Source organism: Actibacterium sp. D185-2, from assembly GCF_054954595.1.
On the sequence record NZ_JBPWNX010000004.1, the window covers coordinates 238,984 to 265,703 of the forward strand.

The 26,720-nt window shown below is 64.8% G+C and carries 24 protein-coding genes, 1 pseudogene and 1 CRISPR repeat array; of the genes and pseudogenes, 17 read left to right on the forward strand and 8 right to left on the reverse strand.

What is annotated here, in order from left to right; all coding sequences use genetic code 11:
• Nucleotides 1-9: 9 nt before the first annotated feature.
• From casB to cas2e, 6 genes are read left to right on the forward strand one after another with little or no spacing between them, the layout of a single operon-like run.
• On the forward strand, nt 10-504 hold the full coding sequence (casB, locus tag ACSR1C_RS09810; RefSeq protein WP_460259057.1) for a type I-E CRISPR-associated protein Cse2/CasB: 495 nt from the start codon (nt 10-12) through the stop codon (nt 502-504).
• Nucleotides 497-1,633, forward strand: coding sequence for a type I-E CRISPR-associated protein Cas7/Cse4/CasC (gene cas7e, locus ACSR1C_RS09815; RefSeq protein WP_460259056.1), 1,137 nt, complete (start codon nt 497-499; stop codon nt 1,631-1,633). The genes casB and cas7e overlap by 8 nt, the downstream gene beginning before the upstream one ends.
• Nucleotides 1,630-2,292: a type I-E CRISPR-associated protein Cas5/CasD gene (gene cas5e, locus ACSR1C_RS09820; protein ID WP_460259055.1), complete on the forward strand. Its 663-nt coding sequence runs from the start codon at nt 1,630-1,632 to the stop codon at nt 2,290-2,292. Before cas7e ends, cas5e begins: the two co-directional genes overlap by 4 nt.
• Entirely contained in the window at nt 2,289-3,032 is a 744-nt protein-coding gene (locus tag ACSR1C_RS09825) for a type I-E CRISPR-associated protein Cas6/Cse3/CasE (protein ID WP_460259054.1), read from the forward strand. The genes cas5e and ACSR1C_RS09825 overlap by 4 nt, the downstream gene beginning before the upstream one ends.
• Nucleotides 3,032-3,910, forward strand: a complete 879-nt coding sequence (cas1e, locus tag ACSR1C_RS09830) for a type I-E CRISPR-associated endonuclease Cas1e (protein WP_460259053.1) — start codon at nt 3,032-3,034, stop codon at nt 3,908-3,910. The genes ACSR1C_RS09825 and cas1e overlap by 1 nt, the downstream gene beginning before the upstream one ends.
• Nucleotides 3,910-4,200: a type I-E CRISPR-associated endoribonuclease Cas2e gene (cas2e, locus tag ACSR1C_RS09835; protein WP_460259052.1), complete on the forward strand. Its 291-nt coding sequence runs from the start codon at nt 3,910-3,912 to the stop codon at nt 4,198-4,200. The genes cas1e and cas2e overlap by 1 nt, the downstream gene beginning before the upstream one ends.
• 66 nt (nt 4,201-4,266) lie before the next feature.
• Nucleotides 4,267-5,818: direct repeats of the CRISPR family, unit length 28 nt; unit sequence GGCTCCCCCGCCCCCGCGGGGATAGACC.
• 764 nt (nt 5,819-6,582) lie between these two features.
• Here the strand turns inward: cas2e and ACSR1C_RS09840 are convergent.
• From ACSR1C_RS09840 to ACSR1C_RS09860, 5 genes are all read right to left on the reverse strand, one after another.
• A complete protein-coding gene (locus ACSR1C_RS09840; RefSeq protein ID WP_460259051.1) occupies nt 6,583-8,013 on the reverse strand; it encodes an aldehyde dehydrogenase family protein in 1,431 nt (476 codons plus the stop codon).
• Nucleotides 8,014-8,042: 29 nt separating this feature from the next.
• Nucleotides 8,043-9,344, reverse strand: coding sequence for an NAD(P)/FAD-dependent oxidoreductase (locus ACSR1C_RS09845; protein WP_460259050.1), 1,302 nt, complete (start codon nt 9,342-9,344; stop codon nt 8,043-8,045).
• 11 nt (nt 9,345-9,355) lie between these two features.
• Nucleotides 9,356-10,747, reverse strand: a complete 1,392-nt coding sequence (locus tag ACSR1C_RS09850; RefSeq protein WP_460259049.1) for an aspartate aminotransferase family protein — start codon at nt 10,745-10,747, stop codon at nt 9,356-9,358.
• Nucleotides 10,748-10,770: 23 nt separating this feature from the next.
• Nucleotides 10,771-12,132, reverse strand: coding sequence for a glutamine synthetase family protein (locus ACSR1C_RS09855; RefSeq protein ID WP_460259288.1), 1,362 nt, complete (start codon nt 12,130-12,132; stop codon nt 10,771-10,773).
• 150 nt (nt 12,133-12,282) lie between these two features.
• Nucleotides 12,283-12,933, reverse strand: coding sequence for a GntR family transcriptional regulator (locus ACSR1C_RS09860; RefSeq protein ID WP_460259048.1), 651 nt, complete (start codon nt 12,931-12,933; stop codon nt 12,283-12,285).
• Between the two features lie 166 nt (nt 12,934-13,099).
• Here ACSR1C_RS09860 and ACSR1C_RS09865 point away from each other — a divergent pair, with 166 nt between their 5' ends.
• The 7 genes from ACSR1C_RS09865 (at nt 13,100) to ACSR1C_RS09895 (ending at nt 20,982) form a co-directional block, all read left to right on the forward strand.
• Complete coding sequence (locus tag ACSR1C_RS09865) at nt 13,100-14,182, forward strand: polyamine ABC transporter substrate-binding protein (protein WP_460259047.1); 1,083 nt, start codon at nt 13,100-13,102, stop codon at nt 14,180-14,182.
• 83 nt (nt 14,183-14,265) lie between these two features.
• Nucleotides 14,266-15,405, forward strand: coding sequence for an ABC transporter ATP-binding protein (locus tag ACSR1C_RS09870; protein ID WP_460259046.1), 1,140 nt, complete (start codon nt 14,266-14,268; stop codon nt 15,403-15,405).
• Nucleotides 15,406-15,415: 10 nt separating this feature from the next.
• Nucleotides 15,416-16,312 (forward strand): ABC transporter permease subunit, encoded by an 897-nt coding sequence (locus tag ACSR1C_RS09875; protein WP_460259045.1) that lies wholly within the window; start codon nt 15,416-15,418, stop codon nt 16,310-16,312.
• Nucleotides 16,309-17,127: an ABC transporter permease gene (locus ACSR1C_RS09880; RefSeq protein WP_462596921.1), complete on the forward strand. Its 819-nt coding sequence runs from the start codon at nt 16,309-16,311 to the stop codon at nt 17,125-17,127. Before ACSR1C_RS09875 ends, ACSR1C_RS09880 begins: the two co-directional genes overlap by 4 nt.
• A 62-nt stretch (nt 17,128-17,189) precedes the next feature.
• On the forward strand, nt 17,190-18,527 hold the full coding sequence (locus ACSR1C_RS09885) for an NAD(P)/FAD-dependent oxidoreductase (protein WP_460259043.1): 1,338 nt from the start codon (nt 17,190-17,192) through the stop codon (nt 18,525-18,527).
• A gap of 3 nt (nt 18,528-18,530) precedes the next feature.
• Nucleotides 18,531-19,244, forward strand: a complete 714-nt coding sequence (locus ACSR1C_RS09890) for a type 1 glutamine amidotransferase (RefSeq protein ID WP_460259042.1) — start codon at nt 18,531-18,533, stop codon at nt 19,242-19,244.
• A 73-nt stretch (nt 19,245-19,317) separates the two neighbouring features.
• Nucleotides 19,318-20,982: an amidohydrolase gene (locus ACSR1C_RS09895; RefSeq protein ID WP_460259041.1), complete on the forward strand. Its 1,665-nt coding sequence runs from the start codon at nt 19,318-19,320 to the stop codon at nt 20,980-20,982.
• Nucleotides 20,983-21,003: 21 nt separating this feature from the next.
• Here the strand turns inward: ACSR1C_RS09895 and ACSR1C_RS09900 are convergent, their stop codons facing one another.
• From ACSR1C_RS09900 to ACSR1C_RS09910, 3 genes and pseudogenes are all read right to left on the reverse strand, one after another.
• A complete protein-coding gene (locus tag ACSR1C_RS09900; RefSeq protein WP_460259040.1) occupies nt 21,004-21,534 on the reverse strand; it encodes a flavin reductase family protein in 531 nt (176 codons plus the stop codon).
• A 140-nt stretch (nt 21,535-21,674) separates the two neighbouring features.
• Nucleotides 21,675-22,250, reverse strand: coding sequence for a MurR/RpiR family transcriptional regulator (locus ACSR1C_RS09905; protein ID WP_460259287.1), 576 nt, complete (start codon nt 22,248-22,250; stop codon nt 21,675-21,677).
• A gap of 111 nt (nt 22,251-22,361) precedes the next feature.
• A pseudogene (locus ACSR1C_RS09910) lies at nt 22,362-22,523 on the reverse strand (MurR/RpiR family transcriptional regulator); the annotation flags it as partial.
• A gap of 114 nt (nt 22,524-22,637) precedes the next feature.
• Here ACSR1C_RS09910 and ACSR1C_RS09915 point away from each other — a divergent pair.
• From ACSR1C_RS09915 to ACSR1C_RS09930, 4 genes are read left to right on the forward strand one after another with little or no spacing between them, the layout of a single operon-like run.
• Nucleotides 22,638-23,357: a 5-formyltetrahydrofolate cyclo-ligase gene (locus tag ACSR1C_RS09915; protein ID WP_462596924.1), complete on the forward strand. Its 720-nt coding sequence runs from the start codon at nt 22,638-22,640 to the stop codon at nt 23,355-23,357.
• A 25-nt stretch (nt 23,358-23,382) separates the two neighbouring features.
• Nucleotides 23,383-24,354: an ABC transporter substrate-binding protein gene (locus ACSR1C_RS09920; protein WP_460259038.1), complete on the forward strand. Its 972-nt coding sequence runs from the start codon at nt 23,383-23,385 to the stop codon at nt 24,352-24,354.
• Nucleotides 24,354-25,124, forward strand: coding sequence for an ABC transporter ATP-binding protein (locus ACSR1C_RS09925; RefSeq protein WP_460259037.1), 771 nt, complete (start codon nt 24,354-24,356; stop codon nt 25,122-25,124). Before ACSR1C_RS09920 ends, ACSR1C_RS09925 begins: the two co-directional genes overlap by 1 nt.
• Entirely contained in the window at nt 25,114-26,682 is a 1,569-nt protein-coding gene (locus ACSR1C_RS09930; RefSeq protein ID WP_460259036.1) for an ABC transporter permease, read from the forward strand. Before ACSR1C_RS09925 ends, ACSR1C_RS09930 begins: the two co-directional genes overlap by 11 nt.
• Nucleotides 26,683-26,720 lie beyond the last annotated feature (38 nt).

Consider the following 26,720-nt stretch of genomic DNA (forward strand, 5'->3'; position numbering starts at 1 on the left):
GGAAAGCCGATGCCTGACGAGATAGACGAAATGGCCCGCAGGGCGTTGTCGATCGCGGCCGCCCTGGCCGCGGCCGATCCCGGCGAAAAGGCCCAGGCCCGGCGGATGGGCCCCGAGGGCGCGCCGGTGTTCTGGCGGCAGGTGACACGACTGGGCATTCCGCAATGGCAAGAGGCCGGCTGGCTGCGCTTTACCCGGCTGATCGCCCTGCTGACGCCGGCCAGCCGCGAGGCATCGATTCACGATGGCGTGCAACACCTGGGCGCGGCGCTCGCACTGGCAGGGCTGAGCGAACACCGTTTTGCCAGGCTGCTGGCAGCCCGCGGCGCGGCGCGCGAGGACGCGCTGGAACGCGCCATCCGCATGCTGGCGCGCAAATCGGCGGGGCTGAACGTGCCGGACCTGGCCCGCGCCGTGTTCCGGCCAGACGATACCGGGCCGCTCGCCCGGACCTATTACAAAGAACTTGACCATTCGCAGACCGAGGAACCCAACCATGACTGAACCGCGCTTTCTGCAGATCCATTTCCTGGCGCCCTATACGGCCGCGCTTCTGAACCGCGACGATTCCGGGCTGGCCAAGCGCCTGCCCTATGGCAACAGCCTGCGCACGCGGGTCAGCTCACAATGCCTCAAACGCCACTGGCGGCTGGCGGATGATCCGCACAGCCTGCACCGCATCGACGGCGCGGACGCGGCGTATCGGTCGCGCGAAACCGTGGATCGCAAGGTTTTCGGCGACTGGGCGGCCAATGCCAATGAGGCCGTCGTCAAACCGATCAAGGAGGCCATGCTGACCGCCGTTTATGGCGACAAGGGTGTCGAGAAGAAATCGCGCCAGACCCTGCTGCTGGGTGCTGCCGAGGTTGCCTATCTGACCGGCGAGGCGCAGCGCCTGGTGGCCGAGGCCGCCGATGATGCAAAGGCCGCCGCCGATCTGGCCAAGGAGTGGAACAAGGCGCACAAGGCCAATCTGAAGGCGCTGAGTGAGGGGGCCAAACTGCCCGGCGGGCTGACCGGCGCGCTGTTCGGGCGGATGATCACATCGGACCCCAAGGCCAATATCGACGCCCCCGTCCATGTCGCCCATGCCTTTACCGTCCATGCCGAAGAGGCCGAAAGCGATTATTTCATCGCCGCCGACGATCTGGCACGGGAGGAGGATACCGGGGCCGACACCATCCAGGAAACCGAGCTGACCTCGGGGCTGTTCTATGGCTATGTGGTGGTAGACCTGCCCGGCCTTCTGGCCAATCTGGGTGGCGACGCGCGGTTGGCAGGCGATGTGCTGCACAATCTGCTGTATCTGATCGCCGAAGTGTCACCGGGCGCCAAGCTCGGATCGACCGCGCCGTATTCGCGGGCCTCCTTCCTGCTGGTCGAGGCGGGCGACCGCCAGCCGCGCTCGCTGGCCGAAGCCTTTCGCACGCCCTGCGCGGCCAACAGCGCCGTGGCAGTGGACAAGCTGGCCGAACATCTGGCGGCGCTGGATGCGGCCTATGCCACCGGCGAAACGCGGCGGGTGATGTCGCTGGCCAATGCCGATCTGCCGCAGGCCGAACGCGGCACGCTGGCCGAGCTGGCCACCTTTGTCCGGGGGCTGCCCGGGCAGATGATGGCATCCGCGGCATGAGCTTTCGCTGGCTGCACCTTCGCCTGAGCGCGCCGCTTGTGGCCTTTGGCGGCGTTGCCATCGACCATGTCGGGCCGACGCGCGATTTTCCGTCGGCCTCGGCGCTGACGGGGCTGATCGCCAATGCACTGGGCTGGCGGCGCGAGGACGGCGCCGCGCATCAGGCCTTGCAGGACCGGCTGGTGTTTGGCGCCCTGATCGCCCGGCAGGGCCGGGTTCTGACAGACACCCAGAACGCCAAGCTGGCGGCCAGTGACAAGGGTTGGACGACCTGGGGCCGCCCGGATGAGCGCGCCGGGGCGACCTATAACAGCCCCCATCGCCGCCGCCGCGACTATCTGGCCGATCACGATTGCCGGGTCGTGCTGCGCCTGTCACCCGGCGACGGACCCGGTGAAGAATCCATCGCCGCTGCGCTGGAACGCCCCGCGCGGCCACTGTTCATCGGGCGCAAGCCCTGCCTGCCGGCCGGCCCGATCTTCGCCGGCTGGATCGGGGGGGCGGATGTTCTGGAGGCGTTGACGGCGCTCGATCTGCCGGGGCGGGCGCTTTGGCCGATGGTGGGCGATCAGCCGGGTCTTGACCTGGCCGATCTGCGCAACTGGACCAGCGGGTTGCATGGCGGCAGCCGCAAGGTCTGCGAAGGAATAATCCCATGATGCTGCATCTGATCGAACTGCCACTGTCGCTGCGGGCGCTGCATCTGTGGGCGGGCGGGCGCGGGTTGGCGTCCCCCTTTGACGAGGGCGCGGCCCTGCACCACCTGCTGGGCGAAAGCTTCGGCCCGGCCGTGCTGCAACCGTTCCGCCTGATGGTGGCCCCCCGGGCGCGCAGCGGCACGCTTTACGCATATGCCAGCCATGATGCCGACGCCCTGCGCCAGCAGGCGCGGGCCACCCTGACCCCGGATCTGGCCGCGGTCGTCGATCTGGGGCGCCTGCGCTCATTGCCGCGGCCCGCCAATAGCTGGACGACCGGTCAGCGCCTCGGTTTCGATCTGCGCCTGCGCCCGGTTGTCCGACTTGCCTCGGCCCTGGCCGGGCAGGACGACAACGGAACCGAGGTCAGCTTCCGCAAGGGCGCCGAAATCGACGCCTTCCTGGCCACCGTGCTGCGCGGAACCCAGGCCAGCCGTGAAGATGTCTATCTTGACTGGCTGGCCGCGCGGCTGGGCGCAGCCGTCGAACTGGACAGTGCCGGAACTCGCATGGCCAGCTTCCGCCGCACCCACATCCAAAGGGACGGACGGCGCCTAGAAGGCCCCGACGCCGTCCTCCACGGAACCCTGACGATCGCCGATCCGACCGCCTTTGCCGCGCTGCTGGCACGCGGGATCGGCCGCCATCGCGCCTATGGCTACGGAATGCTGCTGTTGCGCCCGCCGCAAAGGGCGTACTGATGCTGAAGGGCCGGCTGGGACTGGACAGCGCCAAGGTGCCCCATGCCGACCGGGCGGGGTGCCTGTATCTCGCCCGCGGGGCGCTGAGCGCGCGTGACGGTACGCTGGCCTTCCTCCAGGGGGACGCGACCCCCGCCGACGCGCTCGACACCGGCGATTATGCCATTCCGTTGCAGGGGGTCTCGATCATCCTCCTGGGGCCGGGTTCGACCGTCAGCCATGACGCCTTGCGCCTGCTGGCGCATGCCCGCACCGCCCTGGCCGCCGTGGGCGAGGATGGCGTGCGTCTGTATACCGCGCCCCCGATGATCCCCGACCGCTCCGGGCTGGCCCGGCTGCAGGCCCGCGTCTGGGCCGATGACGACCTGCGCATCATGACCGCGCGGCGCATGTATGCCATGCGCCTGGGCGAGGTGTTCCCCCATGCCAATCTGAACGTCCTTCGCGGGATCGAGGGCGCACGGATGAAGGAAACCTATGCCCTGCACGCCCAACGCATCGGCGTGCAGTGGAACGGGCGCCGCTATGACCGGGGCGATCCGCGCGCCGCCGACCTGCCCAACCAGGCACTGAACCACGCCGCCAGCGCGGTCGAGGCCGCCGCCGCCATTGCCGTTTGCGCCACGGCAACCATTCCGCAACTGGGCTTCATCCACGAAGATCCCGGCCAGAGCTTCGTGCTGGATGTGGCCGACCTGTTCCGCGACAGCGTCACCATCCCCTGCGCCTTCAAGGCGGCCAGACTGGTCCGGGAACGGCCGTCCGAAAACATCGAGCGCGTGACGCGCCGTATGACGGGGGCCGCGCTCGCAAAGCAAGGAGTGATCCCCGCGATGATTGACCGGATCAAGGCCCTGATCGAGGGGCGCGATCCCTGATGCCGCTGACCATGATCGTCACCCGCGATGTCGAGATGCGCTATCGTGGTTTCCTGACCTCGGTCATGCTCGAGATCGCGCCGGGCGTCTATGTCGCACCCGACATGTCTGCGGGCGTGCGCGACAGGGTATGGTCCGTAATGACCGACTGGTGGAGCACCCTTGGCCGCGGCTCTCTGACGCTTGTCTGGCGCGACACCAGCGCCCCCGGCAACCTGAGCATCCGCAACCTGGGCGAACCCGCAAAATCCATTGTGGACGCAGATGGCGTTCTTCTCGTAAAACGATAACAAGACAATCGACACTCGCCCTTCGCTCTTTGACATCGTTGCAAAAACAATCTATTAGCCTCCAGAGGCTCCCCCGCCCCCGCGGGGATAGACCCAAGTTCTTGCGTTGATTGTCGCGCAAGTGCGGGGCTCCCCCGCCCCCGCGGGGATAGACCCAGCGCGTTCTTGCGATGAATTCAAACCGACAAGGCTCCCCCGCCCCCGCGGGGATAGACCCACATATGATTGCAGGGCCATTTGAAGCCCTGCGGCTCCCCCGCCCCCGCGGGGATAGACCTTGGTATTGCGTATCAGGTTAACGAATGGGATGGGCTCCCCCGCCCCCGCGGGGATAGACCCCGTTTCCGCTGCCCTGGTGGCCGTGGGCGGCTGGCTCCCCCGCCCCCGCGGGGATAGACCCCGATGCAACAACACTTCAACGTTTGATGAATTGGCTCCCCCGCCCCCGCGGGGATAGACCCTAATGAACCTTGATCAAGCCGTTGTTTATGACGGCTCCCCCGCCCCCGCGGGGATAGACCCCAGTGCGCTTTACAAAAATACCAGCAGCAAGAGGCTCCCCCGCCCCCGCGGGGATAGACCTGTTGTGCAAAACAGCATATCCAGAACGAATGAGGCTCCCCCGCCCCCGCGGGGATAGACCTTCAACACCGCTTGCTGAAGATGCCGATCTTGAGGCTCCCCCGCCCCCGCGGGGATAGACCCAGCTTGAAGTTGTTGATGACGCGGCGGCGTAAGGCTCCCCCGCCCCCGCGGGGATAGACCCTTGACCGCGCAAATAAAAAGTTGCGTGAATTAGGCTCCCCCGCCCCCGCGGGGATAGACCCGAATGGAATTCACCGCTTTCATCGTGGTTAATGGCTCCCCCGCCCCCGCGGGGATAGACCCATCACCGACCTGGACAGGATCAGCCGGGTCAAGGCTCCCCCGCCCCCGCGGGGATAGACCCTGTGCAGTCCTATTTCGCTGATATTGTGAGCGGGCTCCCCCGCCCCGCGGGGATAGACCTTTGGTAGTAAATTCGACTGTATAGTAGAGGCAGGCTCCCCCGCCCCCGCGGGGATAGACCCCGCCATACCCTGCACCCGAGCGGTAGCGGCTGGGCTCCCCCGCCCCCGCGGGGATAGACCGTGACACTGCGCTGTCGGTATTGGATGTGATATGGCTCCCCCGCCCCCGCGGGGATAGACCGTGGACTATCAGCAAAACAGTGTCGGTCAGCTTGGCTCCCCCGCCCCCGCGGGGATAGACCGCAGCGATTACTTGCTGCCTCTGAGCCTGTCGAGGCTCCCCCGCCCCCGCGGGGATAGACCCTGCTGTGAAACGTGCTCGTCTGGACGACGATTGGCTCCCCCGCCCCCGCGGGGATAGACCCTTATCCTGATACTTGGGTGAAGAGCTGGATGCGGCTCCCCCGCCCCCGCGGGGATAGACCTTGTCGGTGACCTTGAACACGCGCCGCTCCCCTGGCTCCCCCGCCCCCGCGGGGATAGACCCTCCTAAAATCAAGGCTGATTTGGACGAATCGGGGCTCCCCCGCCCCCGCGGGGATAGACCCTTCTCTGATGCGCCGGTGGGCCTCATCTATTGGGCTCCCCCGCCCCCGCGGGGATAGACCCTCAAGGTGCTTCCGGACCTGGGCGAGGTGTGGATCAGCACCATCCACGCGACCGGCGCCGGAAAGGCAGCCAAGGTCCTGTCGCGGGGTGGAGTGCGTCGCTTGAGAAATTAGCGCGCCCGGAAGGACGGGACTTCCTTCGCGGCACATGGTCGCCGGGTGCCCGATTGGCTCGGGCGCGCGTTGACAAGATAGGCGTAAACTCGCGGACATTCAATCGAATGGTGCTGGCGCGCGGCATGGGTGGGACGAAAGCCCGCGCCAGAGCGCCGTTAAATACCCATTTAATACCCTTACCCTTGCCCGGTTTTTGCGGGCCATCTCCTCTACCGTGACGATGCGACATGCCCGCCAGCGGGCCGCGTGTCGCCAATCCCCCCACCGCATCCGTCAGCCCTGATCCGGCCCTGAAATCTTTCAAGGATTACCAGCGCGGCGGCGCTTGCCATTGTCGCCTGCATGGTAACCCCGGATTTCACAGCCCTTGAGGCCCTCGCGGGCTCCGGCGCCCCCGCCCCGCGGGGAGACCATATTCGCGAGGCCGCCGCGGGGTCCTCAGGGTAACTGAGGTACCCCTAGCTTCCTGGCCACCTGCCTCGTTCAGTTTTGCCGTCTGTTTGCGAAATCAACGGGCGACAGCATGCCGTGGTTCTGGCCGATCCCTCGCGGCGCATATTTTCCCGAGGCGAGCAGATCGGCCAGAACGTCGATCCGAAGCAACTGTGCGTCTTCGACGAAACGGGCCGGCGCATCCCTGGGCCCCGTCAGGGCATCGACACGGCCTTGACCTCCAGGAAATCCTCAAGCCCGAAAATCCCGCCTTCGCGCCCGTTTCCGGACAGCTTGTAGCCCCCGAAAGGCGAGCCATAGGCGATGTCCGAGCCGTTGACATGGACCATGCCTGCCCGCAAGCGTCGGGCCACGCGCGCACCGCGCGCCAGGTCGCCGGTCTGGACATAGGCCGCCAGGCCGTAAGGCGTGTCATTGGCGATCCTGACCGCCTCGTCCTCGTCCGCGTAGGGGATCATGGCCAGCACCGGGCCGAACACCTCTTCGCGGGCGATGGTCATCTGATTGTTCACATTGCCAAAGACGGTGGGGCGCACGAAATAGCCCCGGTTGACCCCCTCGGGCCGCCCGACCCCGCCCGCCAGCAGCGTCGCCCCCTCGTCAATCCCGGCCTGGATCAGCGCCTGCACCCGGTCATACTGGATCTGCGACACAAGCGGGCCCAGATGCGCGCCCTCCTCGGCCGGGTTGCCCACCTTGGTGGCCTCGGCGGCGGCCGTGGCGATCTGCATCGCCGCGTCATACTGGTCGGCGGCGATCAGCATCCGCGTCGGCGCGTTGCAGCTTTGGCCGGTGTTCTGGAAACAGTGGCGCACGCCGCGCGTCACCGCCTCGGTCAGATCGGCGTCGTCGAAAATGATGTTGGGCGATTTGCCCCCCAGCTCCAACGTCACGCGCTTGACCGTATCGGCCGCGTCCCTGGACACCATCACGCCGGCGCGGGTCGAGCCGGTGAAGGACATCATCGCCACATCCGGGTGGCGCGACAGGGCCGCACCCACGGTCGGCCCGTCGCCATTGACCAGGTTGAACACCCCCGCGGGCACGCCGGCCTCGTGCAAAATCTCGGCATACAGCAGGGCGTTCAGCGGCGTGACCTCGGACGGTTTCAGCACCACGGTGCAGCCCGTGGCGATCGCCGGCAGCACCTTGAGCGCGATCTGGTTGATCGGCCAGTTCCAGGGCGTGATCAGCCCGCAGACCCCGATGGGTTCGCGGGCGATCAGATCGCCCGCGGCATTGCGGCTCTCGAACTCCATTGCCTTCAGCGCGCCCAGAAACCCCTTGAGGTGCCCCACCCCCACGGCCGATTGCGCCTGATCGCACAGGGTGATCGGCGCGCCCAGTTCTTCGCAGATCAGCGCCGACATCTCGTCATAGCGTTTCTCGTACACTGCCAGAATGGCCTCCAGCAACGCGATGCGCTGCGCCTTGGAGGTCAGCGAAAAGCTGTCGAACGCGGCCTTGGCCGCGGCCACGGCGCGGTCCACATCCGCCGCGCCGCCCATGGCGATGGTGGCAAAGCTTTCCTCGGTCGCCGGGTTGATGACCGGAACCGTGGCCTCGGTCGCGGGGGCAACCCACGCGCCGTTGATGAAGAATTTGTCGGTGTGAAGCGGGATCATGAGACTGTCCTTCAAGCCAGGAATGGCGGTTAAAGCCGGTCGCGCAAAGAGTACCAGATCATTGCGGCGGCCAGAAGCGGCGCGCGCAGCGCGGGGCCGCCGGGAAAGCGCGCGCCGGGCAGGTTCGCCATCAGGTCGAACTGTTCCGCCTGACCTGCGATGGCCTCGGCCGCCATTTTGCCCGCAAGCGTGCCCATGGCGACCCCATGGCCCGAAAACCCGCTGGTCGACATCACGTTGCCGCCCAGCCGCGCGAAATGCGGCAGGCGCGACATGGTGATGCCCAGCGTGCCGCCCCAGGCATACTCGAGCCGCGCATCGGCGAGCTGCGGAAAGATCTGCAACATCGGCTTGCGCACCTTGGCCTTGATATCGGCAGGGAAGCGGTAGCCATAGCTTTCGCCGCCGCCAAAGATCATCCGGTGATCGTCGGACAGGCGGAAATAGTTGATGACGAACTTGCTGTCAGCCACGGCGTGGTTATCGCGGATCAGCCCGCGCGCCCGCTCGGCGCCCAGCGGTTCGGTCACGGCGATGAAATTGTTGATCGGCATGACGCGGGTGGCCACGCGCGGTTCAGCGTCGCCCAGATAGCCGTTCATCGCCATCACCACGTGATCGGCACGGATCGTGGCCTCCGCCAGCCGGACCACGGCGGGGCTGCCGCCCTCGACCGCGATCATGCGCGATTGCTCATAGATCCGCACGCCTGCCGCCTGCGCCATCCGCGCAAGGCCAAAAGCAAAGCGCAGCGGGTGAAGATGACCGCCGCCCATGTCCAGCGTGCCGCCGTGATAGGCGGGCGATCCGACCTGCGCGCGCATCGCATCGCGGTCCAGAAACCGGATCAGGTCATAGCCGTACTCGGCCTTCATGTGATCCACATGCGCCCGCGACTGGGGCACGAACCGGGCGCGGTGATCGGCATGGATCACGCCGGGAACGAAGCCGCAGTCGATCTGCCCTTCGGCAATCAGGTCGCGCACCAGCGCGACCGAGTCCAGCCCGATATCCCACAGCTTGTGCGCATCCGCGCGCCCGACCATCTTTTCCAGTTCGGGCTGCTCGACCCGCTGGCCCGTGCCCACCTGCCCGCCATTGCGGCCCGATGCGCCAAAGCCCACGCGCTGCGCCTCGACCAGTGCCACGTCATAGCCGCGCCGCGCCAGATGCAGCGCCGCCGACAACCCGGTGAACCCGCCGCCGACCACACAGACATCGGCGCGCAGATCGCCCCTGGCCCGCGGGTACGGGCCCGGCGGGGTCGCCGTGGCCGCATACCACGAGGGCGGATATTCCCCCGGCGTGTCGTTGATCGTCAGGATATCCATCAGCGACCCTTTCAGGCGGATTTCATCAGCCCTTCGGCCTTGGCCGCCGCATAGGTTTCATCCAGCGATTTCACCGCGCGTTCGATCAGCGTGTCGATCTGGGCCGGCGTGATGATCAGCGGCGGCGAGATGATCATGCGGTCGCCCACATGGCGCATCACCAGACCGTTGGCGAAACAGCGGTCCCGGCACATCAGCCCCACGACCCCGCTTCCGGCGGCGAATGCGGCGCGCGCGCCCTTGTCCGGGGTCATCGCGATCGAGGCCATAAGCCCCTTGATCTTCGCCTCGCCGATCAGCGGATGATCGACCAGCGCGGTCCATTTTTCGGCCAGATAGGGGGCCACGACCTTGCCCGCGTTTTCAACGATGCCTTCCTCGTCCAGAATGCGCAGGTTTTCCAGCGCCACGGCGGCGGCGACCGGATGGGCCGAATAGGTATAGCCATGGGCGAACTCGCCCGCGCCATTGATGACCTCGGCCACCTCGTCGGACATGACCGACGCACCGATCGGCGCATAGCCCGAAGACAGGCCCTTGGCGATGGTCATAATGTCGGGGCGGATGCCCATGGTCTGGCTGCCGAACCACTGCCCGGTGCGGCCAAAGCCGCAGATGACCTCATCCGCGATCAGCAGAATGTCATGCGCGTCGCAGATGCGCTGAATTTCCGGCCAGTAGGTTTCGGGCGGCACGATCACGCCACCGGCGCCCTGAATGGGCTCGGCGATGAAGGCCGCGACCTTGTCTTCGCCCAGTTCGGCGATCTTGGCCTCAAGCTGACGGGCGCGTTCCAGGCCGAAATCCTCGGGCGACATGTCGCCGCCTTCGGACCACCAGTCGGGCTGATCGATATGGGCGATGTCGGGAATCGGCAGACCGCCCTGCGCGTGCATACCCTTCATGCCGCCAAGCGACGCCGCGCCCATGGTCGAGCCGTGATAGCCGTTCCAGCGGGCGATGATGACCTTCTTTTCCGGCTTGCCCTTGGCCGCCCAGTAATGGCGCACTAGACGGATATTGGTGTCGTTGGAATCCGACCCCGACCCGTTGAAAAAGACATGGTTCAGATCGCCGGGGCACAGATCGGCCAGCCGCTTGGCCAGCGCGATGGCGGGCACATGGCTGGTCTGGAAGAACGTGTTGTAGAACGGCAGCTGGCGCATCTGGCGCGCGGCGGCCTCGGCCAGCTCTTCCCGGCCATAGCCCACGTTCACGCACCAAAGCCCGGCCATGCCGTCCAGAAATTCGTTCCCGTCGCTGTCGGTCAGGGTGATGCCCTTGGCTGCGGTGATGATCCGCGCGCCCTTGGCGTTCAGCGCATTACCGTCGGTGAAGGGGTGCATATGATGCGCCGCATCCAGGGCCTGAAGCTCTTTGGTGGGCATGTGATTGTCGATCATGTGAAGATCCTTTGCGTGGGGCGTCAGACGTTAAGCATGAGATGCTCGCGTTCCCAGCGCGAGATTTCGCGCCGGAATTCGTCAAGCTCGGCATGTTTGATGGCGGCGAACAGGCTGCAGAACTCATCGCCCAGCAGGGCACGAATTTCTGCGGCCTGCTCGAAATTCGACAGGGCGTCATGGGCGCCTTCCGGCAGAACGGCGCCTTCGCTCCAGACCTCGCCCACGGCGGCGGGGCGCGGGTCTATGCGGTTGACCATGCCCAGATAGCCCGCCGCAAGACTGGCGGCGACGGCAAGATAGGGGTTGGCGTCGATCCCGATCACCCGGTTCTCGACCCTTCGGGCCTCGGGGCCGGAATTGGGAATGCGCAGCCCGGTGGTGCGGTTGTCGGCGGCCCATTCCAGATTAGCCGGCGCGCTCATCCCGCCCGTCAGGCGGCGATAGCTGTTCACATAGGGCGCCATCAGCGGCATCATCGACAGGATATGCTGTTGCGAGCCGCCGATGAAATGGTGAAACGCATCGGTCGGCGCGCCATTCGCGTCGGAAAAGATGTTCTGCCCGGTTTTGCTGTCCAGCACACTTTGATGGATATGCATGGCGCTGCCCGGCTCGTCGCGCATCGGCTTGGCCATGAAGGTGGCGAAGGTGCCGTTCTTCAGCGCGGCCTCGCGGATCGCGCGCTTGAAATAGAACACCTGATCGGCCAGCGACAGCGGATCGCCATGCAGCAGGTTGATCTCGATCTGCCCGGCGCCGCCTTCCTGGATCAGCGTGTCGATCGCCAGGCCCTGCGCCTCGGCATAGTCATAGATCGTGTCGATCACGGGGCCGTATTCATCGACGGCCACCATGGAAAACGCCTGGCGCCCGGTCCCGGGGCGGCCGGTGCGTCCCACGGGGGGCTCGATCGGTTCATTGGGGTCGACATTCGGCTTGGTGATGTAGAATTCCAGCTCGGGCGCGACAACCGGCGTCCAGCCCTTTTCCGCATAAAGCCCCAGAACCCGCTTGAGCACATTGCGCGGCGCCACGCCCAGCGGCACGCCGTCGCGGGTTTCCAGATCGCAGATTACCTGCATCGTGACATCTTCGGCCCAGGGCGCGGCGGACACGGTGGCCATGTCGGGGCGCAGGACGATATCGGCCTCCATCCACTGGTTCTCGATCGCGGGGATATCGACATAGTCGCCGGTGATCGTCTGATAAAACAACGAAATCGGCAGATAGAAGGTGTTCCCGGGCGAAAACTTGTGGAACGGCATCGATTTTCCGCGCGACATGCCGACCAGATCGGGGACGATGCATTCGACCTCTTCGATACGCCGGTCGGCGCGATAGTCGCGGAACGCCTGCGGCAGGTTGGCGCTCCAGTCGGTCAGGGCAGTCGGGCTCACAAGATCACCTGGGTTTGGCAAGGGGGCCGGATCGCGGTGGCCCGACGGGCACACCGGGGCAGCTCCGGAAGGTCGCGGGCAGGATATGATCAAAAAAAATGCTGTCAACACAATTTGATCAAAATCTCCCCCGCATCACTCGGTCATCGCGGCGCGGATGTTGATCAACCCTTGCTGAAGATCCGCGTGAATCGCATCCGCCACGGCCTGTGGATCGGCCGCGCGCAGGGCGCGCAGGGCCTCTTGGTGCATGTCGGGCAGGTTCAGGGTGCCGAATCGCCCGCACATCACGCGCAGCGACGGCCCGGCCCGCAGCCACAGGGTATTGGCGATCGGGATCATGATATGCGCCTCGGACACGGCATATAGCGATGCGTGAAAGCGATAGTTCTGATACATGTAATCGCGCACATCGCCCCGGACGATGGCGGCGTTAAGCGCCTGATCCACCAGATCAAGTTTGTAAATCGCCTCGGGTGTAATCTTTTCCGCCGCCCAATAGGCAAGTTGCGGTTCGATCGCCAGCCGCGCAAAGGACAGCTCGTCAATCTGGGCCACCGTCAGTTCGGGCACGCAAACCCGCCGATTCCCCTGAAATTGCAAGGCGCCTTCGGATGTCAGCCGCCGGATCGCCTCGCGCACGGGGGTCATTCCCGCCCCCAGCACCGACACCAGCCCCTGAATGGTTACCGCTTGACCGGGGGCCAGCTCACCGCACAGGATCATCTCGCGGATGCGCTGATAGACCAGAACATGCGCCGGCGGTTTTCGAAGGTCAGTGTCCAATGCCGTGTGGCCTCCAGAAGCTGTCGTTCGGGCGGCATGTGCCCCGCATGACGGTCAGCTTAGGACCACGGCGTGGAAAATACCATATTGCATTGCCCGATTTTTTTGATCAAATTGCCCCGTAGCGGGGTATAGCCCGGTGCCAACCAACAGGGATATCGACGACATGACAAAAATCTGGTTTCCGCTTGCTGCGGCCCTTCTTGCCGGCTCGACGGCCTTTGCCGAAGAGGTCCGCGTCTACAACTGGTCCGACTATATCGACGAAGAGCTTCTTGCCAAATTCGAGGAAGAAACCGGAATCGACCTGATCTATGACGTGTTCGATTCAAACGAGGTGCTGGAAACCAAGATGCTGGCGGGCGCGTCCGGGTATGACGTCGTGGTTCCCACCGGCACCTTCCTGCAACGCCAGATTTCCGCCGGCGTGTTCCAGAAGCTGGACTTCGACAAGCTGCCCAACGCCGTGAACCTGTGGGATGCGATCAAGGAACGCACCGAAAAATACGACCCCGACAACGCCTATTCGATCAACTACATGTGGGGCACCACCGGCATCGGTGTGAACTTGGGCAAGGTGGCCGAAGTGCTGGGCGACGATGCGCCGATCGACAGCCTGGACCTGATCTTCAAGCCCGAGAACATGGAAAAGCTGGCCGCGTGCGGCGTGCAGATACTCGACGCCCCGACCGAGATGATCCCGGCCGCGCTGGCCTTCCTGGGCGAAGACCCCGACAGCCAGGACCCCACGGTCATCGCCAAGGTCGAAGACGTGTTCATGCCGGTCCGGCCCTATATCCAGAAATTCCACAGCTCGGAATATATCAACGCGCTGGCCAACGGCGACATCTGCGTGGCGTTCGGCTGGTCGGGTGACATCCTTCAGGCCCGCGACCGCGCCGCCGAGGCCGATAACGGCGTCGAGATCGCCTATACCGCGCCCAAGGAAGGCGCGCTGATGTGGTTCGACCAGATGGCGATCCCGGCCGATGCGCCGAACCCCGAGGCCGCGCATATGTTCCTGAACTTCATCCTAGACGCCCACAACATGGCGGCGGCGTCGAATTATGTCTATTACGCCAACGGCAACCTCGCCTCGCAGGAATTCCTCGAGGAAGATGTGATCGGCGACACCGCGATCTATCCGGACGCGGCAACGCTGGAAAAGCTCTATACCGTGTCGCCCTATGACGCGAAGGTCCAGCGCGTGGTCACGCGCCTGTGGACCAAGATCAAATCGGGCACCTGATCCGCCGGTCTGACCATCCCCGCGCCCCGGCCCCTGCGGCCACGGGCGCGGGACCTTCCCTTTCCCTTCAGCCCGAGCATGATATGGCGCAGCCCGCGACACAGACCGTCTTTGCCCCCTGGGACGACCCGACCGCCATCCCGCTGATCCGATTTGAAGGCGTGACCAAACGCTTCGGCGATTTCACCGCGGTCGATGATCTGAACCTGTGGATATATGAGCGCGAGTTCTTCGCGCTGCTTGGCCCCTCGGGCTGCGGCAAGACCACCCTGATGCGGATGCTGGCCGGGTTCGAGGCCCCGACCGAGGGCACGATCTGGATCGACGGCAAGAACATGGCCTCGATCCCGCCCAACAAGCGCGCGGTGAACATGATGTTCCAAAGCTATGCGCTGTTCCCGCATCTGACCGTCTATGACAATATCGCCTTCGGGCTGAAACGCTCGCCCATGCCGAAGGACGAGATCGCCGACCGCGTTGCCGAGATGCTGCGCCTGACCCGGCTGGAACAGTTCGCCAAGCGCAAGCCGCACCAGATTTCCGGCGGCCAGCGCCAGCGCGTCGCCCTTGCCCGGTCACTGGCCAAGGCGCCGAAACTGCTACTGCTGGATGAACCGCTGGGCGCGCTGGACAAAAAGCTGCGCCAGGACACCCAGTTCGAACTGATGGACATTCAGGAAAAGACCGGCACCACCTTCGTGATCGTCACCCACGACCAGGAAGAGGCGATGACCGTCGCGTCGCGCGTGGCGGTGATGAATCACGGCAAGATGATTCAGGTCGACACCCCCGCCGGTATCTATGAGGCACCCAATTCGGTCTATGTGGCCGATTTCATCGGCGACGTGAACACGATCGAGGGCACCGCCACCCCCGGCGCGGACGGCAAGGTCGCCATCGCTTATGCCGAAGGCGCCGCGCCCATTCAGGCCGTGACCACGGCCGAGGTGGCGCAGGGCCAGCGCGTTTTTTATGCGGTGCGTCCCGAAAAGATCGCAGTCAGCCACGACCCCCTGCCCGACCGCGCCAATTCGGTGCAGGGCAAGGTCATCGACATCGCCTATCTTGGCAATATCTCGACCTATCATGTCCGCCTGCCGTCGGGGCAGATGATATCGGCCCAGATGACCAACAGCCGCCGGCTGGACCGGCGCGATTTCACCTGGGACGACATGGTCTGGCTGTCCTGGACCGACACCTCTGGCGTGGTGCTGACGACATGAGGGGCGCGCGATGAAATTCCGGCGCTTCTTTCTGATCGCCGTTCCCTATGGCTGGCTGCTGGCGCTGTTTCTGGTGCCGTTCCTGATCGTCGTCAAAATCTCGCTTTCGGACACGGCTGTCGCGATTCCGCCCTATACGCCGACGCTTGACTTCACGGCCGGATGGGCGGGCCTGAAGGCGTTCTTCGCAGGGCTCGATCTGGAAAATTTCGTCTTCCTGGCCCAGGACAACCTGTACTGGAAGGCCTACCTGTCCAGCGTCAAGATCGCGGCGCTGTCCACGCTGATCGCGCTGACGGTCGGCTATCCTATCGCCTATGCCATGGCCAAGGCCCCCGAGGAATGGCGCCCGACGCTGATGATGCTGGTGATCCTGCCGTTCTGGACCAGCTTTCTGATCCGGGTTTACAGCTGGATGGGCATCCTGTCGAACGAGGGGTATCTGAACCAGCTTCTGCTCTGGCTTGGGCTGATCGACACGCCGCTGATGATCCTGAACACCAACTGGGCGGTCTATATCGGCATCGTCTATACCTACCTGCCCTTCATGATCCTGCCGATCTATGCGGCGCTGGACAAGATGGACGGATCGCTGCTGGAAGCGGCCGAGGATCTGGGCTGTTCGCGCACCTCGGCCTTCTGGCTGATCACCGTGCCGCTGTCGAAATCGGGCATCATCGCGGGCTGCTTTCTGGTCTTCATCCCGGCGCTGGGGGAATTCGTGATCCCTTCGATCCTGGGCGGGTCCAGAACCCTGATGATCGGCAAGGTACTGTGGGAGGAATTCTTTTCGAACCGCGACTGGCCGGTGGCCAGCGCCGTCGCGGTGGTCCTGCTGCTGATCCTGGTGATCCCGATCATGCTGTTCCAGCGCAATCAGGAAAAAGAGCGCGAGGCCGACCAATGAACCGCCGCATGTCCTGGTTCAACGTCACCTCGCTGACGTTGGGCTTTGCCTTTCTCTATCTGCCGATGATCATCCTGATGATCTACAGCTTCAACGAATCCAAGCTGGTCACGGTCTGGGCCGGGTTTTCCACCAAATGGTATGGCGAGCTGTTCCGCAACGAGCAGTTCCTGGATGCCGCCTGGGTCACACTGAAAGTGGCGGTCATGTCCTCGACCCTGGCGACGGTGCTGGGGACGATGGCGGCCTATGTGCTGGTGCGCGCCGGCCGCTTTCCCGGCCGCACCCTGTTTTCGGGGATGATCTATGCGCCGCTGGTCATGCCAGAGGTCATCACCGGCCTGTCGCTTTTGCTGTTGTTCATCGCCATCGGGCTGGACCGCGGCGTGTTCACCATTGTGCTGGCGCATACCACTTTTTCGATGTGCTATGTGTCGGTCGTGGTGTCGTCGCGGCTTGTGTCTTTTGACCGGTCCCTGGAAGAGGCCGCGCTTGATCTGGGCTGCACCCCGTTCGATGCGTTCCGAAGCGTGACCCTGCCGATCATCATTCCCGCGGTCGTGTCCGGCTGGTTGCTGGCCTTCACCCTGTCGCTTGACGATCTGGTGATCGCCTCTTTCGCCTCCGGCCCCTCGTCGACCACCCTGCCGATCAAGATATTTTCCGCGGTGCGTCTGGGCGTCAGCCCGGAAATCAATGCGCTTTCGACCATCATGATCGGGATTGTCGCCGTGGGGGTGATCACCACCTCGCTTCTGTCGAAACGCGCGATCCAGCGCCAGAACCGCGAAGAACAAGAAGGGCTCAAGCAGTGAGCGTCATGGGCAACCACGCCGCCCTCTGTGCCGCCCACGGCCTGCCGGACCGGCCCTGATCCATGGCACTGGACCGGATCTACGAACCCGCCGCCTATGCCGCCGGATCGGATGCCGGATGTTACTGGCGCACGACGGCTGACGACGACCGCAGCTATCCGCCGCCGCTGGGCGAAGTGCGCGCCGAATTTGCCGTAATCGGCGGCGGGTTCACCGGGCTGTCGGCCGCGCTGCATCTGGCGCAGGCGGGCGCGGATGTCGCGGTGCTGGACATGCACCGCCCCGGCTGGGGCGCCTCGGGGCGCAATGGCGGGTTTTGCTGCATCGGTGGGGCAAAAGCCTCGGACGCGACGCTGACCCGCAGGTTCAGCGCCGACGACGTGGCGAAATACCATGCCGCCGAGCGCGGCGCCGTGGCCCTGGTCGACCGGATTTTAACCAGTCACCGGATCGACGCCGACCGCCATTCCCACGGTGAAACCCTGCTGGCGCACCGGCCCCGCGACATGGACGCCCTGCGCGCCGAGGCCACCGAACTGGCCCGCACCCACGGCTGCGCGGTCGAGCTGATCGAGAAATCCGACCTGCCCGCCCACGGCATGGCCGGGCCGCAATTCCACGGCGCGATGACCCTGCCGCTTGGCTTTGCGCTGAACCCCCGCAAATATGTGCTGGGTCTGGCCCACGCTGCACAGGACGCGGGGGCGCGCCTCTTTGCCGATGCGCCGGTCACCGGGATCACGCGCGACGGCGAAGATTATGTTCTGAGCTGCCCCACGGGGACGCTGCGCGCGCGCCACCTGCTGCTGGCCACCAACGGCTACAGCGCCGATGACCTGCCCCGCTGGATGCGCGCGCGCTATCTGCCGGTGCAGTCCAGCATCATCGTCACCCGCCCCTTGACCGGGGCCGAGATCGCCGATCAGGGCTGGAGCACCGATCAGATGGCGTTCGACACGCGCCACCTGCTGCACTATTATCGCCTGATGCCAAACCGCCGTTTTCTGTTCGGGATGCGTGGCGGGGTGCGCTGGACGCCGCGGGCCCATGCCGAGCTCAAGACCCGCATCCACCACGATTTCAACGCGATGTTCCCGGCCTGGCGCGATGTGGAAACGCCGTTCTTCTGGTCGGGGCTGGCCAACCTCGCGCGCAACCTGACGCCTTATGTCGGGCCCATCGGGGACTGGCCCCGCGCCCATGCCGCCTTCGCCTATCATGGCAACGGGGTGTCGATGGGCACATGGTGCGGCGCGCAGATGGCGGCCCTTGCGATGGGCCGGGCGACCGCCCTGCCCGATCTGATGCGCGCGCCTGCGGCCCGCTTTCCGCTTGGATCGGCGCGGCGGGTTCTGCTGCCGTTGGCCTATCGCTATTATTCCCATCTCGACAAAGGTTAAGCCATGACCACGCCCCCCCGTATCGGCATTCTGGAGGTCGGACGCCCGTCCGCAGACTTGCTGCAGGTCCACGGCGATTATATCGCCATGGTCGCCGACTGGATCGCCCCGCTTGGCGGCCAGACACAGGGCTATGCGGTGATGGACGGGGCCTTTCCCCCCGGCCCCGATGCCGCCGATTTGTGGATCATCACCGGATCGAAATGCGGCGTGTACGAGGATCACCCCTGGATCCCCCCGCTAGAGGCATTCATCCGCAAGGCAAAGGCCGGCGGGCAAAAGATGGTCGGCATCTGCTTTGGGCATCAGATCATGGCGCAGGCCCTGGGCGGCACGGTCGCCAAATCCGACAAGGGCTGGGGCATCGGCATCCACCACTATCCGCCGCAGAACTGGCCCGCGGACCTTGGCGCCGCGCCGGATGACATCACCATTCAGGCCTTTCATCAAGATCAGATCACCGTGCTGCCACCCGCAGCGCAGGTGATCGCCGCGTCCGATTTCTGCGGCTTCGGGATGCTGTGGTATCCCGGCTTCGGTGTCAGCTTTCAGGGCCACCCGGAATTCGGCAAGGCCTATGCCACCGATCTGCTGCGCGCGCGGTCGGGCAGTGTACTGGACCCCGCGCAGGTGGCCACCGCGCTGGCCGGAATGGACCGCCCCACGACGCGGGACGCGCTGGCCCTGTGGCTGCGCGATCACTGGCGCGAGATGTGACACCCGCGCCGGTTTCAGATATGCGGGCTGTTTCGCCAGGCCCTGCACGCCCCTTCCCTTCAGGACAGCATTCATGACCCCCGATATCGTCATCCTCAACGGCAAGCTGATCACCTTTGACGCGGCGCGCCCCACGGCATCCGCCATCGCACTGACCGGCGGCACGATTGCCGCGCTCGGGTCCGATGCAGAAGTCCGCGCGCTGGCCGCGCCTACGACGCGGATCATCGATGCGCAGGGCTGCACCGTTCTGCCGGGGTTCATCGACAGCCATGTGCATCTGTTTCAGGGCGCCGCCGAACTCGACAGTCTGAACCTGCACGGGGTGCACGGGTTCGACGCGCTGGCCGGGGCCATTCATGCCTATGCGGCGGACCGCCCGGAGGAGCCTGTGCTTTTCGCCACGGCGGTGGATTACCGCGTGCTTGGGCCCGATGCATACGCCACACGTCACGATTTGGACCGGATCATATCGGACCGTCCCTTCATCATGATGGCCGCCGACCACCACACCGCCTGGGCCAACACCCCCGCGCTGGACGCGGCGGGCATTCTGGATGGGGCAGCTGTGCCCCTGGGGTCGGAAATCGTCATGGGCGCGGATGGCCGCGCGTCGGGGATGCTGGTGGAAACCGGCGCCTTCGGCTATGTCACCGCGCTGACCAAAACCGGCGGGCGGGATTTTCTGGGCTATGTCACCGGCGACAACCCGGTCCCCCCCGCCACACCCGAACAACGCGCCGCCGACAAGGCCGCGATCCTGCGCGGCCAGCAGCATTGCGCCAGCCACGGCATCACCACCCTGCACAACATGGACGGCAACTTTTATCAGCTTGAACTGCTGCAGGAGATGGACGAGGCCGGCGATCTGATCTGCCGGACCGAGGTGCCGTTCCATTTCAAGAATTTCGACCCGATCACGCGCATGACCGAGGCCGCGGCGATGCGCGCGCAATACCAGTCCGACAAGGTCTGGTGCAACCGGGTCAAGATGTTCATGGACGGCGTCATCGAAAGCCACACGGGCCTGATGACCCGCCCCTATCCCGAACGCCCCGACACCCATGGCGAAGCGGTCTTTTCCCCCGAACAATTCAACGAAGCCTGCATCGCGGCAGATGCCCTGGGCCTGCAAATCTGCGTCCATGCGGTCGGTGATCTGGCCGTGCGCCGTACGCTGGACGGGTACGAAGCCGCGCAAAAGGCCAATGGCGCGCGCGATGCCCGCCACCGGGTCGAGCATATCGAACTGGTCCATCCCGACGACCTGCCGCGCTTTGGCGCGCTGGGGGTCATCGCCTCGATGCAGCCGCTGCATTCGCCCGCCGCCGGCTATTTCGGCCCGCCGGCCCCCGGCGAGTTCCTGCATGACGATCAGCGCGCCTATGCCTTTGCCTGGAACCTGCTGCGCAAGCATGCGCTGCGGCTGTGCTTTTCGACCGACTGGCCGGTGGTGCCGGTCGATGTCATGCCCACGATCCGGGGGGCCGTGGCCCCGGTGGACCTTGGCCCCGGCTGGCCCGACTGTGCGCAGTCCCTGCATGACACGCTGGCGTCCTACACCTGTGACAACGCGTTCATGGAGTTCAACGAAGACCGCAAAGGCCGCCTGATCCCCGGCATGATGGCCGATCTGGTGATCCTGGACCATGATATAGCGGCAATGGTGCCGGCAACGCTGGATCAGGCCCGGGCTGCGGTCACCATCTGCGACGGTAAAATCACCTTTCAGGCCTGATCCGACCCCCTGGTGTGGTCGTCAGGGCATTTTCGATTCAATCGAAATCGTCGCCCCATCGACGACGAAGTTTCCATAGCCGCGGTGGTGAAACGTTTTCGGGGCCGGTTGTGTCGGATCCGTCCACGCCTTCACAATTTCCAGCACGAACAGATTGTATGTCTCGACCAGCCGGGTATCGACCACCCTGCATTCGAGATTGGCAAAGCAATCCGCGATCAGGGGGGCGGTAACAATTTGCGCATCGCCCGGCGTGATCCCGAACGCCGCGAATTTGTCGACATCGCGCCCGGAGCAATTGCCGATCTTGACCACCACGGGGGCCATTTCCACCGCGGGAATGGCGATAACGCATTCCCCTGTGGCGGTCAGCGCGGTGAAACTGTGATCTGCGCGGCTGACGATACACGCCACAAGCGGTGGCGTGAATTCCACCATCATATGCCACGACATGGTCATGACGTTCCGCTGGCCTTCATGCGCCGTCGTCAGCAGGACAACCGGCCCCGGTTCAAGAAGTTGATAGACGGTTTCAAGAGGCAGTTCGTGCATCGGGGCAATCCTTCGCCTGATATGGGCCATCGGAACAGCGCGGCGAATATTCCCTTTCGGGCCGTTCCGCCGCCCCGACATCCTGAACCCGGTGCGACCTGTCTTGTCCATGATGCATGTCAGGCCGGCGGCGGCGGCCATCACTCCATCAGGTCAAGCTCTTCGCCGATCGCATCAAGGATATCGGCGCGTTGTTTCGCGGTTTCCGGGTTCTGCCCCACAAGGGCAATGGCAAGCAGGCGCAGCAGGGTCATCATCGTCGCATGGGTCGGGATCAGGCCGTAATTCGCCACATGGCACGGCAGGACGTGATCCGAAAAGCGCGCCGCTTGCGCCTGATAGCCGTGGTCGGTGATCGTGACGATGCGCATGCGCGTCGTCCGGGCATAGGACAGCAACGCGCGCAACAGCTTTGGACGCGGATCGAGCGTCAGCAACACAAGGCAGTCGCGCGGGCCGGTCATGGCAAGTTCCCCGGGCCAGTCCTGACCCACGCCGCTAAGGTAATGCACATCGTGGCGCACGCGCGAAAAGACCGCCCGCCCAACCCGCGCCACGCCATCCTCGGCGCCGAAGCCCAGAAACCACACCCGTGGCGCATCGCCGATCAGACGCGCAACATCGGTCAGCCGATCCGCGCGCAGTTCTTCAAGTGTGCGGGTCAGATTGCTCAGTTCCAGATCCAGATGATCGCCAATGGTGCGCCCCAGGATCATCCCCTCGCCATGAGTCGGCGCCGTGCGGTAGGGCTGGGTCCGATTGCGCTCATCACGCGCCTGCAGGCGGACCTCCTCAAAGTCCGAATATCCCAAACTGCGGAAAAAACGGGCAGTGGTGGCTTTCGAGACACCCGCAAGCTGGGCCAGTTCGGTTGCCGTATGCGTTTCGACAAGCCCCTGATTTTCAAGCAAAACCTTAGCTATTTTCTTTTCGCTTCCGGTCAGGCGCGCCTGCTTTTCCTGGATTCGAAGGATCAATCGAGAGGCCATGGCGTATCCCGTTTTCCTGTTTTGCCCGATTTTCTCTTGACCAATGAAACACAGGTTTCACAATAATGAAACAGTGAAACAACGCGGGCTTTTGACATGTCGACCTCAAGACTGATGCGCGAGAAAATATGGACGAAGCTCCGGGATGTCGCCAGACCGGACACCCGCTTTCACATGAATTTCGCCGAGGTCATCCCCGATTTCGAAGGCTCCGAGGCCGCAACCGACCGGGTTGTGGCGGATCCGGCCTATCGTGACAGCAGTTTTGCCTTCATCACGCCCGACAATTGCCTGGCCGATCTGCGCCGGCGCATGATCGAAGACGGCAAGCCCTTCGTCATGTCCACCTACGGCATCTATCGCGGGTTCATGCTGATGGACCCCGGGATGGTGCCCGACGGGGCCGCACTTTACGCCTCGTGGCTGGACGGGATGGAGCATTTCGGGCGGCCGATCACGTTGGCGGAAATCGCGCGGCGCGGGCGCTTCGACTTTATGGTCACGGGGGCCTCGGCGGTGTCGCTGAACGGCGTTCGCTTTGGCAAGGGGCATGGGTTTTTCGATCTCGAATGGGGTATGTTCACCGACCTCGGTCTGGTGGATGAAACCACGCCGGTCATGGCCGTTGTGCATGATTGCCAACTGGTCGAAGACAATCTTCAGCCGTCCGAGACCGACATCCTTGTCGACAAGATCGCCACGCCCACGAAAATGCATGTGATCGGGCGCCGGGCGAAACGGCCAAGCGGTGTGAAATGGCCGCTTCTCGATCCCAGACAAATCGCCGACACGCCCCCCCTTCAGGAACTTCAACGCATTCAGGGCCTCGCCTGAATCGCCAACAGAGGAGAGATAAATCATGACCCCGACACTCGACCGCCGTCAATTTCTGACCACCCTCGCCGCGGGGGCCGCCGCCTCGGCCCTGCCATTGCGGGCCTCGGCCGCGACACCGCTGATCATGCAGGCCGCATGGATCAATGACGCGGAATTTGCCGGCTATTTCCTGGCAATGGACGAAGGCTATTATGCCGCCGAAGGGCTTGATCTGGCCTATCTGTCCGGCGGGCCCGACGTGATCCCGGAAAGCACGATCATCGCGGGCCGCGCCGATCTGGCGCTGACCACGCCGGACACCACGATCAAGGCGATCGCGGAACAGGGCGCGCCGTTCAAGATCATCGGCGCCCAGTATCAGAAAAACCCGATCGGCATCGTGTCGCTGACCTCTAACCCCATCACCAGCCCGGCCGACCTTGTGGGCAAGACGCTGGCGGTGCCGCCGGTCAACGTGATCTCGGTCGAGGCAATGCTGAAGATCAACGGCATCGATCCGGGCGACGTCAAGATCGTGCCCTATGCCTATGACCCCACGCCGCTGATCAAGGGTGAAATCGACGCCTCGCTCGATTTCACCACCAACGTGCCCTACACGATCAGCCTGCAAGGGGTCGAGGCGACCTCGTTCCTGCTGTACGATTTCGGCTACACGACCTTCAACGACACGGTTGTCGTGACCGAGGACACGCTGGCCACCAAACGTGCCGAACTGGTCGCCTGGCTGCGCGCCAGCCGCAAGGGCTGGGCGGAAAACCTTGTCGATCCCGCGATCTGGCCACCGAAATTCGCCGATACCCATTTCAAGGGCACCGGCCGCACCATCGACAACGAGGTGTTCTTCAACACCGCGCAAAAACCGCTGATCGAGGCGCCCGGCGGCATCTTTTCAATGAGCGAGGACGCGATCGAGGCGAACCTGAGCGCGCTTGGCCAGGTCGGCATCATCGGTAACCGTGCGATGTTCGACACGACCCTGCTTGAAGAGATCTGATGCGCGCCCCGGACGGCATTTCCCTGTCCGGGATCGGCAAGACCTTCACCGGGCGGGGCCGCACGGTGGAGGCATTGCGCGGCGTCGATCTGTCCTGCGCGCCGGGCTCTTTCACCGCGCTGATCGGGCCGTCGGGATGCGGCAAGTCCACGGTGATGCGGATCGCGCTGGGGCTGGAGGCCCCCGATACCGGCGCGGTGCGTATTGCCGGGGACACGCCGCAGGCCGCCGCGCGGGCGGGCCTGACCGGCGTTGCGTTCCAGGACGCGGCGCTGCTGCCGTGGCGCAGCGTTCGGCGCAATGTCGAGGTGCCGCTTGCGGTGCTCGGTCGGCGCCCGGCGCAGCACCGCGAACGGGTGCAGGCGCTGATCGATCTTGTCGGGCTGAATGGCTATGAGGATTCCCTGCCGGGCGAATTGTCGGGCGGCATGCGTCAGCGCGTGTCGATCGCACGTGCGCTTGTCACCCACCCCCAGGTCCTGTTCATGGACGAACCTTTCGGCGCGCTTGATCAGATCCTGCGCCGCCAGATGAATGTCGAATTGCAGCGGGTCTGGGCCGAAACCGGGTCGACCGCGCTGCTTGTGACCCACGGTATCGACGAGGCGGTCTTTCTGGCCGACCGCGTTGTCGTGATGCATGCCGATCCGGGCCGTATCGTGGATGTGATCGACGTGCCGTTTGCCAGGCCCCGCGCGCCAGCGCTGTTTTCCGACCCCGCCTTTCACGCGCTGTGCGACCGCATCGCCAGGGTGCTGCATGGCGGATAGGGGCGACCGTTTTCTTACTGCGCGCAACGCGCTGATCCTGCTGGTGGTGTGGGAAATCGCGGGGCGTCTTGATCTGGTCGCCGACGGGGCCCTGCCCGCGATCACGGACATCATCGCACGGCTTTGGATCGACCGGGCCGACTATCCGGCGCATATCCGGGCCACGCTGGTGGGATCCGGGCTTGGCTTTGTGTTCGGCAACCTGATCGGAATCGCCGCCGGGGTCGTCTTTGCCCTGTCGCGCACAGCGCTTCGGCTGTTCAGGGGGGTGAATATCGCCGTGTTCGCCCTGCCGCCGATCGCCATCGCGCCGATCCTCACATTGACGTTGTCGGGCATGGCGCCACGGATCGTGCTGGCCGCGCTCGGGGTGTATTTCGTCACGATGACGGCCACGGTTCTGGGGCTGAGCCAGGCCGACAGCCGGGCCACCGATCTGATCCGTGCCTATGGCGGGGGGCGCGTGCCGGTGCTGCGCATCGCGCAGATGCGGGGCGCCGTGCCGGCGATTCTGAGCGGGCTGCGCATCGCCGCCCCCAATGCCGTCCTTGGCGCCATCCTGGCCGAATTCGGTGGTGGCGGACGCTGGGGGCTGGGGGCCTATCTGCTGGGATCGCTGGGCCGAGGCGAGCCCGACCGGCTGTGGGGGATCGGCCTTGTCGCCACCGCCATCGCGGGGGCAAGCTATCTGCTGTTCGCGCTGCTGTCGCGCCGCGTTGTCGGGGCCACAAAGGCGGTCACGCTCAATACCGCCCTGCCCGACGCCGGGCCGCCCGATCAAAACCGGCTGCACCGGGTGCTGATCGCCGGCGGGGCGATCGCGCTGCCCTTCGTGATCTGGTGGGGGTTTGTCAAACTCAGCGGCGCGCCTGCGCTGATTGCCAAGACCCCGTGGGCCGTGGCCGAATACCTGTTCCTGTCACCCGCCGCCGGAAGCGCCCGCACCAAACTGCTTGCCGCGATGGCCGAAACGCTGCCGATCACCTTTGCCGGTATGGCGGCGGGGCTTTTCTGTGCCTTTCTGCTGGCCATGTCCTCGGCCCTGTTTCCGCGCGCGATCCGGGCATTCATGCCGGTGGCGCTGATCACCCAGACCATGCCGCTGGTCGCGCTGACGCCGCTGCTTGTTCTCATTTTCGGGCGCGGCACGGCGTTGACCATGTGGGTCACGATATCGGTGACGTTCTTCCCCGCCTTCGTGACGCTGGCGCAGGGCCTGGCCCTGGTGCCCCGCGCCGTGCAGGAGGTACCAAAGGCTTACGGCGCCTCGCCCTGGATCGAGATGCGGATGGTGACCCTGCCCGCAAGCCTGCCCTATCTGTTCGCGGCGACACGCCTGACGGTCCCCCGCGCCTTGCTGGGCGTGATGATCGCCGAATGGCTTGCAACCGGGCGCGGGCTGGGAAATCTGCTCAATCAGTCACGGGGATATCTGGATTACGGAATGATCTGGAGCGTGGCCGCGGCCTCTGTGCTGTTGTCGGTGGTTTTCTATCAGGCCGTCGTTCTGGTGGAAGGGCGCCTTCTGCGGCGGCTTGGCATGAAAACCGCCGAATGATCGCCGCGCAGAGGCGCCTTTTGATTTCGGCAAGGGCG

Excerpts from the sequence above, each read along its gene's own strand:
- casB (WP_460259057.1), top strand. The coding sequence starts at position 10 with ATGCCTGACGAGATAGACGAAATGGCCCGCAGGGCGTTGTCGATCGCG.
- cas7e (WP_460259056.1), top strand. The coding sequence starts at position 497 with ATGACTGAACCGCGCTTTCTGCAGATCCATTTCCTGGCGCCCTATACG.
- cas5e (WP_460259055.1), top strand. The coding sequence starts at position 1,630 with ATGAGCTTTCGCTGGCTGCACCTTCGCCTGAGCGCGCCGCTTGTGGCC.
- ACSR1C_RS09825 (WP_460259054.1), top strand. The coding sequence starts at position 2,289 with ATGATGCTGCATCTGATCGAACTGCCACTGTCGCTGCGGGCGCTGCAT.
- cas1e (WP_460259053.1), top strand. The coding sequence starts at position 3,032 with ATGCTGAAGGGCCGGCTGGGACTGGACAGCGCCAAGGTGCCCCATGCC.
- cas2e (WP_460259052.1), top strand. The coding sequence starts at position 3,910 with ATGCCGCTGACCATGATCGTCACCCGCGATGTCGAGATGCGCTATCGT.
- ACSR1C_RS09840 (WP_460259051.1), bottom strand. The coding sequence starts at position 8,013 with ATGATCCCGCTTCACACCGACAAATTCTTCATCAACGGCGCGTGGGTT.
- ACSR1C_RS09845 (WP_460259050.1), bottom strand. The coding sequence starts at position 9,344 with ATGGATATCCTGACGATCAACGACACGCCGGGGGAATATCCGCCCTCG.
- ACSR1C_RS09850 (WP_460259049.1), bottom strand. The coding sequence starts at position 10,747 with ATGATCGACAATCACATGCCCACCAAAGAGCTTCAGGCCCTGGATGCG.
- ACSR1C_RS09865 (WP_460259047.1), top strand. The coding sequence starts at position 13,100 with ATGACAAAAATCTGGTTTCCGCTTGCTGCGGCCCTTCTTGCCGGCTCG.
- ACSR1C_RS09870 (WP_460259046.1), top strand. The coding sequence starts at position 14,266 with ATGGCGCAGCCCGCGACACAGACCGTCTTTGCCCCCTGGGACGACCCG.
- ACSR1C_RS09875 (WP_460259045.1), top strand. The coding sequence starts at position 15,416 with ATGAAATTCCGGCGCTTCTTTCTGATCGCCGTTCCCTATGGCTGGCTG.
- ACSR1C_RS09880 (WP_462596921.1), top strand. The coding sequence starts at position 16,309 with ATGAACCGCCGCATGTCCTGGTTCAACGTCACCTCGCTGACGTTGGGC.
- ACSR1C_RS09885 (WP_460259043.1), top strand. The coding sequence starts at position 17,190 with ATGGCACTGGACCGGATCTACGAACCCGCCGCCTATGCCGCCGGATCG.
- ACSR1C_RS09890 (WP_460259042.1), top strand. The coding sequence starts at position 18,531 with ATGACCACGCCCCCCCGTATCGGCATTCTGGAGGTCGGACGCCCGTCC.
- ACSR1C_RS09895 (WP_460259041.1), top strand. The coding sequence starts at position 19,318 with ATGACCCCCGATATCGTCATCCTCAACGGCAAGCTGATCACCTTTGAC.
- ACSR1C_RS09900 (WP_460259040.1), bottom strand. The coding sequence starts at position 21,534 with ATGCACGAACTGCCTCTTGAAACCGTCTATCAACTTCTTGAACCGGGG.
- ACSR1C_RS09905 (WP_460259287.1), bottom strand. The coding sequence starts at position 22,250 with ATGATCCTGGGGCGCACCATTGGCGATCATCTGGATCTGGAACTGAGC.
- ACSR1C_RS09915 (WP_462596924.1), top strand. The coding sequence starts at position 22,638 with ATGCGCGAGAAAATATGGACGAAGCTCCGGGATGTCGCCAGACCGGAC.
- ACSR1C_RS09920 (WP_460259038.1), top strand. The coding sequence starts at position 23,383 with ATGACCCCGACACTCGACCGCCGTCAATTTCTGACCACCCTCGCCGCG.
- ACSR1C_RS09925 (WP_460259037.1), top strand. The coding sequence starts at position 24,354 with ATGCGCGCCCCGGACGGCATTTCCCTGTCCGGGATCGGCAAGACCTTC.
- ACSR1C_RS09930 (WP_460259036.1), top strand. The coding sequence starts at position 25,114 with ATGGCGGATAGGGGCGACCGTTTTCTTACTGCGCGCAACGCGCTGATC.